We start from the raw sequence: 8,217 nt of genomic DNA, 5'->3' as shown, positions 1-8,217 counted from the left end.
TGTCGCAATCCACACCAGGCCAGAAGGCCCTCACCCATTTCAAGATCGATCAGCCGTGAGCCCTGTCACCGTCCACAACCTCCCAGGACAGAACATCTAGGCCACTGGTCAGCAGGTGAAGGACGGCGTGGGAACGGGGCCTCGTGGCCGCCTGCGGGCGCATCGTGGCTGGTCGCGCAGTTGTCCGCGCCCCTTTGGGTTGGCAGACGCTTCGTTACTTCAAAGCGCCCGCCGTCAGCCCCGCCACCACCTGGCGCTGGAAGATGATGTACGCCGCCAGGACCGGGAGCATCGCCATCACCAGGCCGGCGAAGAGGCCGGACCAGTCGCCCTTGTAGCCCTGGCTCACCGCGAGCTGGACCAGGCCCTGGGTGAGGACGTGTTTGTCGGGGTCCGTGTTGAGGACCGTCGGGAGCATGTACTGGTTCCACTGGCCGAGGAAGTTGAAGATCCCCACGCTGATCAGGCCGGGCTTCGCCATCGGCAGCATGATCTGGAAGAACGTGCGGGTGTGCGAGGCGCCGTCGACGAAGGCCGCCTCGGCCACGGAGGTGGGCAGCGTGCGGAAGAACGCCGTGAGAAAGAACACCGTGAACGGCAGCGAGTAGGCGATGTAGACGAGGATCAGGCCGTGGAGCGTGTTCAGCAGGCCCATGTTGTTCACGACGTAGAACAGCGGGACCAGCGCGAGCATGATCGGGAAGCTCATGCCGCCGATGAACAGGTAGTAGATGAAGCGGTTGCCCGGGAAGTCGAAGCGGGCCAGGACGTAGGCCGCCATCGAGCCGAGCACCAGGGTGCCGATGAGCGAGCCGCCGACCACCAGGACGGTGTTCAGGAAGTAATCGCTCATGTTGGCGTCGGTCCAGGCCCGCGCCCAGTTCTCGAAGTGGAGCTTGTCCGGGAGCGCCCAGGGCGAGCTGAAGATGGACCGGTCGTCCTTGAAGGACGTCATCACCGCCCACAGCAGGGGCGTGACCACCATGAACGCCCAGATGATCAGGATGCCGTGGGAGAAGACGTTGAGGACCCCGCCCTCGCGCTTCCGCCGGACCGGCTCCGGCGCGGGGACGGCGGTCTCGGTGGCGGTGGTGCCGGTCTCGGTCGTCGTCATCGCTTCAGTACTCCAGCCGCTCGCGACGGCCCAGCCGCATCACGACCGCCGCGAAGGCGAGCGTGACGACCAGCAGGGCGACGCCGATGGTGGTGGCATAGGCGGCCTGACCGTCCCGGAACGCCTTCTGGTACACGTACAGGACCATCACGGTCGTCGAGTAGTCGGGACCGCCCGGCCCGGTCGTCATGATCTGTACGACCGCGAACGACTCGGCGCCGAGCGCGAGGATGCCCATGTAGACCCAGCCGGACTGCACGGTGTCCCACAGCAGCGGCAGGGTGAGGCGGAAGAAGGTGGTGGCGCGGCCGGCGCCGTCGAGCAGCGCGGCCTCGTAGAGGTCCGTCGGGATCGAGGCCATGCCCGCGGAGAAGAGGACCACGAAGAAGCCGACCGTGGACCAGACCAGGACGGCCATCACGCACCACAGGGCGAGGCTCGGGTCACCCAGCCAGAGCGGCTGGACACTGTCCAGGCCGATGCCGCGGAGCAGTGAGTTGATCGCGCCGCTGTCGGGGTTGTAGGCGAAGGCGAACAGCAGCGAGACGATCGCGATCGACAGCACCTGCGGGAAGAAATAGACGATCTTGTAGAAGGACGAGCCCCGGACCCCGGAGATGACCGGGCCGCCCCTCCTTCTCCGGCCGCCGACATTGATCATGAATGCGAAGAACAGCGCCAGGCTGATCGTCACCAGCGGCAGCACGACCGCGAACATCAAGCTGTGCTGCAAGGACTTCCAGAAGATGTCGTCGTGCAGCATCCTCCGGTAGTTGTCCAGGCCGACCATCTTGAATTCGGGGCTCAGGCCGGTCCAGTCCGTGAACGAGTAGTAGATGGACTGGATGAACGGCCACACCACGAAGAGCGCGTACAGTCCGAGGGGCAGCGCCAGAAACCCCACAATGAACCGGTACTTGCCGTGCTGCATCGCCACTCCGGTGCCGTGAGGGTGAGTGTTACTGGTGCTTGTAGTGCTTGATCGAGGTGTCCTTGGCGGCCTCGTCGGCGAAGCCCTGGATCTTCTTGATGGCCTCCGCCGGGGTGAGCCGGCCGGCCATCATCTCGCCGAGTCCGGCGACTCCGATCTTCTCCTTCTGAAGCTGCACGTACCAGTCCTGCAGCCGCGGGTTGACCACGTTCGACCCGGCCAGCTTCAGCGCGGCCACCCCGGAGGTGAGGCCCGGGGTGAGGGTGATGCCGTCGGTGCCGCCGTTGTACGCGGTCAGCGACTTCACCTTGGTCGTGAAGTTCTTGGAGGAGGCCTCGCTAAGCATGATGCGCAGCTGCTCCATGCCGCCCGGGGCGTTCGCCGCCTTGGCCGGCACGATGAACGGCTCGCCGCCGGAGGCCCAGATGGTGCCGAACGGCATCTTGTCGTTCTTGTCGATGCCGGTGGGCGCGGAGACGGCGAGGTTGAAGTCGGAGGGGATGACGTTCGCCGACTCGTTCTCCACCCAGGAGCCGTTCGGGATGAACAGCGCCTTGCCCTGCGCCCAGGCGGTCTGCGACTGGATGTGGTCGAGGCCGGGGGTGCCCTTGAGGATGTAGCCCTTCTTGTAGAGCTCGTAGTACGCCTCGAAACACGCCTTGACGGCCGGGTGCTTCCAGGCGTTCGGCTCCAGGTTGTCGATCGCGTTCAGGACCTCGACACCGCCGACCTTGCCGATCATCGGGTAGAGCGAGAAGGGGATGTAGTACGGGTACTTGCCCGCGTACGTCCAGCCGGCCATGCCCTTCTTCTTGGCCTTCTCGCAGACGGCGATCATCTGGTCCCAGGTCTGCGGGTACTCCGCGTCGAGCGAGTCCAGGGCCTTCTGCGAGTACCAGACGCCGTAGACCGTGTAGGCGTAGTACATGATCCAGACCGGGTCGCCGTCGAACTGGCCCATCTCGACGATGCCGGGGCGCAGCGTGTCGCGGACCTTCTTGTTCGGATCGTCGTACGACGGCGCGTCGAGGAGCGGGGTGAGGTCGGCCAGCTGCTTCTTGCCGACGAGCACGCCCATGTCCATCTGCTCGGCGCCCGAGTTGTCGATGAGGTCCGGCGGGGTGCCCTGGTTGAAGCGCGGCTGGAGGGTGGACTGGATCTTCTGGGTGGCGGAGAACTTGACCGTGGCCTTCGGGAAGTCCTTCTCGTAGATCTTCACCGCGTCCTCGGCGTACTCCTTGCCGAAACCGCCGTCGAAGAGGACGAATTCCATCTTCGCGGTCTCGTTGACACCCAGCGGGTTCTTGGCCGTCTTCTTGCCGGCCTTGTCCTTGGACTGGCCGCCGCCGCCACTGCTGGCGCAGGCGGAGAGGAATCCGACGGTGGGGACCGAAATCAGGCCGAGTGCGGCCGAACGCTTGATCAGGTCGCGGCGGCCGACACCCTCGGAACGGTGGTCGGCTGCGGAATCGGAACCGTGGTGGGCAGCGGAGGTGGATCCCATGCTCAAGTCCTCGCCTTCTCCAGGACTCAGGCGGTGAACCGGATCCTCCCGGCACCGCGGTCGGGTAGTGCTGGGTCGTGCAGGAAGTCATGCGGGAAACGCCGACAGGTATAGTCCACTTCCGGTCGGCGGGGCAAGATCGAATGCAAGGTTGGCCATGGGTCTTTTCCTAGTTGAGACCTGTCGGAAATATGAGCGATCTCTGTACGTCTTGCCGGAAAAAGAGCCGACATAGCCCCCTGAATGCCGCACCCAACACCCTTGACATCACGGGTCACTTGACCACCTACTGGTTCCTGCGCCAGCAGCTGACAACGTTGTCTCATGTGGCAGGGAGGGTACCCGTTGTGATGCAGCGGAGAACGCAGCGAAGAACAGGACACGGATCTGGTACGGCGGTCGTCATCGCGGCCGCCGTAGTCATGACCCTGGGCTCCCAGGGAGCCGCGGTGGCGCTGCCGGCCAAGGCCCCGGCCGCCGCGACGCAGTTCGCATCCTCGTTCGAGTCTGGCGATCCGTCACCGGACTGGACCGACACCGTCGACGCCGACCCGGGCGGCGCCCCGCGCGCCTCGGGCGTGGACGGCGGCTACAGCACCGGCATCCCCGGCAATGTCACCGACCATGTGACCGACGTGCGGGCGAGCGGCGAGAACACCGGCGCCGGCGAGGTCAAGGAGAACCTCGTCGACGGGGAGTCCGGCACCAAGTGGCTCACCTTCGAGCCCACCGGCTGGGCCGAGTTCGACTTCGACAAGCCCGTCAAGCTGGTGACCTACGCCCTCACCTCGGCCAACGACTACGACGAGCGCGACCCCGAGGACTGGACCCTCGAGGGCTCGACGGACGGCAAGGACTGGAAGACCGTCGACACCCGGACCGACGAGTCCTTCTCGGAGCGGTTCCAGACCAAGTCCTACGACCTCGCCGCGCCCGCCGAGTACCAGCACTTCCGGCTCGACGTCACGAAGAACAACGGCGCCCCGGACATCCTGCAGATCGCCGACGTGCAGTTCTCCACGGGCGGCAGCGGCGGGCCGGTGCCCCAGGACATGCTCTCGCTGGTCGACAGGGGCCCGAGCGGCTCGCCGACCGCGAAGGCGCGGGCCGGGTTCACCGGAACGCACGCACTGCGCTACGCCGGACGGCACACGGCGGGCGGCCGGGCGTACTCGTACAACAAGGTCTTCGACGTGAACGTGAAGGTCGGCCGCGACACGCGGCTGGCGTACCGGATCTTCCCCTCGATGGCCGACGGCGACCTCGACTACGACGCCACGAACGTGGCCGTGGACCTGGCCTTCACGGACGGCACCTACCTGAGCGACCTGGGGGCCGTCGACCAGCACGGGTTCGCCCTGTCGCCGCGCGGGCAGGGCGCCTCGAAGGCGCTGTACGTCAACCAGTGGAACACCATCTCGTCGGTGATCGGTTCGGTCGCGGCCGGCAAGACGGTCGACCGGATACTGGTCGGGTACGACTCCCCCGCCGGGCCGGCCAAGTTCCGCGGCTGGATCGACGACGTGTCCCTGAAGCCGGTGGCCCCCGAGAAGCCCAGGGCGCATCTGTCCGACTACGCGCTGACCACCCGCGGCACCAACTCCAGCGGCAGCTTCTCGCGCGGCAACAACTTCCCGGCGACGGCGCTGCCGCACGGCTTCAACTTCTGGACGCCGGTGACCAACGCGTCCTCGGAGAGCTGGCTGTACGAGTACGCACGTGCGAACAACGACGACAACCTGCCGACGATCCAGGCGTTCAGCGCGAGCCATGAGCCGAGCCCCTGGATGGGCGACCGGCAGACCTTCCAGCTGATGCCGTCCGTCGCCGCCGGTACCCCGGACACCGGCCGTCAGGCCCGCGAACTGGCCTTCCGGCACGAGAACGAGACCGCGCGGCCGTACTACTACGGGGTCCGGTTCGAGAACGGCCTCAAGGCGGAGATAACACCGACCGACCACGCGGCCGCGCTGCGCTTCACCTACCCGGGCGACGACGCGAGCGTGATCTTCGACAACGTGACCGAGCAGGCGGGCCTCACCCTCGACAAGGAGCACGGGACCGTCACCGGCTACTCGGACGTGAAGTCCGGGCTGTCGACGGGCGCCACCCGGCTCTTCGTCTACGGCGTCTTCGACAAGCCGGTGACCGGCGGCGACTCCAGCGGGGTCAAGGGCTACCTCCGCTTCGCCGCGGGCTCCGACCACACCGTCACGCTCCGCCTGGCCACCTCCCTGATCAGCGTCGACCAGGCCAAGGACAACCTGCGCCAGGAGATCCCGGACGGCACCTCCTTCGACACGGTCAAGGCGCACGCCCGGCAGGTCTGGGACAAGCTGCTCGGCAAGGTGGAGGTGGAGGGCGCCACCGCCGACCAGCTGACCACCCTCTACTCCAGCATGTACCGGCTGTACCTGTATCCCAACTCCGGCTTCGAGAAGGTCGGTTCGACGTACCAGTACGCCTCCCCGTTCTCGCCGATGACCAGCCAGGACACCCCGACGCACACCGGTGCGAAGATCGTGGACGGCAAGGTGTACGTCAACAACGGCTTCTGGGACACGTACCGCACGACATGGCCCGCCTATTCGCTCCTGACACCAGGTCAGGCGGGTGAGATGGTCGACGGGTTCGTGCAGCAGTACAAGGACGGCGGCTGGACCTCGCGCTGGTCCTCCCCCGGGTACGCCGACCTGATGACCGGGACCTCCTCGGACGTGGCGTTCGCGGACGCCTACGTCAAGGGAGTGAGGTTCGACGCGAAGGCGGCGTACGAGGCGGCCCTGAAGAACGCCACGGTCGTGCCGCCCTCCTCGGGCGTCGGCCGCAAGGGCATGTCCACCTCCCCCTTCCTCGGCTACACCAGCGACGACACCCGCGAGGGCCTGTCGTGGGCGATGGAGGGATACGTCAACGACTACGGCATCGCCGAGATGGGCAGGGCGCTGTACAGGAAGACGGGCGAGAAGCGCTACAAGGAGGAGTCCGACTACTTCCTCAACCGCGCCCAGGACTATGTGAACCTCTTCGACTCCAAGGCCGGGTTCTTCCAGGGCAAGGACGCCCAGGGCGACTGGCGGGTGGACTCCTCGGCGTACGACCCGCGCGTGTGGGGCTACGACTACACGGAGACCAACGGCTGGGGCTACGCCTTCACCGCCCCGCAGGACAGCCGGGGACTCGCCAACCTGTACGGCGGCCGGTCCGGCCTCGCCGACAAGCTCGACGAGTTCTTCGCGACACCCGAGACGGCCTCCCCGGACTTCGTCGGCTCGTACGGCGGGGTCATCCACGAGATGACCGAGGCCCGGGACGTCCGGATGGGCATGTACGGCCACTCCAACCAGGTCGCCCACCACGTCATCTACATGTACGACGCGGCCGGCGAGCCCTGGAAGGCGCAGGCCTACGTCCGCGAGGCGCTCTCCCGGCTCTACCTCGGCAGCGAGATCGGCCAGGGCTACCACGGCGACGAGGACAACGGCGAGCAGTCGGCCTGGTACCTCTTCTCGGCCCTCGGCTTCTACCCGCTGGTGATGGGCAGCGGCGACTACACGATCGGCTCGCCGCTGTTCAAGAAGGCGACGGTCCACCTGGAGAACGGCCACGACCTGGTGGTCCGGGCCCCGCGGAACAGCGCGCGAAACATCTACGTCCAGGGTGTTCGCGTCAACGGCCGGACCTGGTCGTCGACCTCGCTCCCGCACTCGCTCGTCTCCAAGGGCGGGGTCATCGACTTCACGATGGGTCCGAAGCCGTCGGCCTGGGGCACCGGCAAGGACGCCGCCCCGGTCTCGATCACCGAGGACGACAAGGTCCCGGCCCCGCGCGCGGACGTCCTGACCGGCGCCGGCTCCCTGTTCGACAACACCTCCGCGACCCAGGAGACGGTGACGACGGTGGACCTGCCGGTGACCCGGACGGCCAAGGGGATCCAGTACACGCTCACCTCGCCGTCGGACCGCACGAAGGCCCCGACGGGCTGGACCCTCCAGGCGTCGACGGACGGCACCCACTGGCAGACCGTGGACCGCCGTTCCGGCGAGTCCTTCGCCTGGGACCTCCAGACCCGGGCGTTCACGATCCACAGGCCCGGGGCGTACTCGCACTACCGGCTCGTCCTGGACAGTGAATCGACCCTCGCGGAGGTGGAGTTGCTGGCCTGAGGAAGCGGCACGGACAGGGGGCGGGCCGGGACGGGCCCGCCCCCTGTGTCTGTTCCGGGCTCAGCCGACAGCGCGAGTGAACACGTGCAGGCCGCTGTTCCTCGGGGAGCCGGACGCTCTCGACGGTCTTGCCGTCAGGAGCCGTGACTGGCTTGGCCGCGAAGACGTGGGTGGCCACCGCATCCCTGTCCGCGCCCGCGGCATCGCGACGTCCGCTCCAAGGCGCGCATCAATGCAGTCCGGTACCACGGAAGACCGCGCCTGCCGCGGACGCCATCGCCCCGGTTCACCCGGTCGGGCGATCCGAAGTGGGTTGACATCGTTGTCGGTTGGGGCGGTAGAGTCATACAGAGACTATGAGACAACGTTGTCGACCGTCACGGCGTCGGCGCAAGTCGCCCGGCAAGCGCGCGCGTGGCACTACGAGCAACTCCCACCCGGGCAGGCCACCCACCCCCTCGCCTGCCCGGCTCGCGGACCCGGTGTGCACCGACACCGGGTC

Annotated in this window: 4 protein-coding genes; 1 reads left to right on the top strand and 3 read right to left on the bottom strand. The window is 67.1% G+C overall.

Translation table 11 applies throughout. The features are described 5' to 3' along the window. Positions 1–214: 214 nt before the first annotated feature. The 3 genes from AB0P24_RS43965 to ngcE are packed head-to-tail and all read right to left on the bottom strand — an operon-like array spanning position 215 to position 3,549. Positions 215–1,114: a carbohydrate ABC transporter permease gene (locus tag AB0P24_RS43965; protein WP_365804397.1), complete on the bottom strand. Its 900-nt coding sequence runs from the start codon at positions 1,112–1,114 to the stop codon at positions 215–217. Between the two features lie 4 nt (positions 1,115–1,118). Continuing rightward, the gene (locus AB0P24_RS43960) at positions 1,119–2,045 is read right to left on the bottom strand and encodes a sugar ABC transporter permease (protein WP_365804395.1); all 927 of its coding nucleotides are present in this window, start codon (positions 2,043–2,045) and stop codon (positions 1,119–1,121) included. Between the two features lie 28 nt (positions 2,046–2,073). Further along, positions 2,074–3,549 carry an N-acetylglucosamine/diacetylchitobiose ABC transporter substrate-binding protein gene (ngcE, locus tag AB0P24_RS43955; protein WP_365804393.1) on the bottom strand — a complete coding sequence of 492 codons (1,476 nt, stop codon included), beginning with the start codon at positions 3,547–3,549 and terminating at the stop codon, positions 2,074–2,076. Positions 3,550–3,971: 422 nt separating this feature from the next. Here ngcE and AB0P24_RS43950 point away from each other — a divergent pair, with 422 nt between their 5' ends. Next, complete coding sequence (locus AB0P24_RS43950; protein ID WP_365804391.1) at positions 3,972–7,715, top strand: GH92 family glycosyl hydrolase; 3,744 nt, start codon at positions 3,972–3,974, stop codon at positions 7,713–7,715. The last annotated feature ends 502 nt before the right edge of the window (positions 7,716–8,217 follow it).

The organism is Streptomyces sp. NPDC086519, assembly GCF_040686075.1.
Lineage (GTDB): Bacteria > Actinomycetota > Actinomycetes > Streptomycetales > Streptomycetaceae > Streptomyces > Streptomyces shenzhenensis.
Note: the sequence above shows the minus strand (reverse complement) of the source record. Positions and strands in the feature narration are given on the sequence as shown.

Coding starts and splice junctions, on each gene's coding strand:
- AB0P24_RS43950 (WP_365804391.1), top strand. CDS start 3,972: ATGACCCTGGGCTCCCAGGGAGCCGCGGTGGCGCTGCCGGCCAAGGCC.
- AB0P24_RS43965 (WP_365804397.1), bottom strand. CDS start 1,114: ATGACGACGACCGAGACCGGCACCACCGCCACCGAGACCGCCGTCCCC.
- ngcE (WP_365804393.1), bottom strand. CDS start 3,549: ATGGGATCCACCTCCGCTGCCCACCACGGTTCCGATTCCGCAGCCGAC.
- AB0P24_RS43960 (WP_365804395.1), bottom strand. CDS start 2,045: ATGCAGCACGGCAAGTACCGGTTCATTGTGGGGTTTCTGGCGCTGCCC.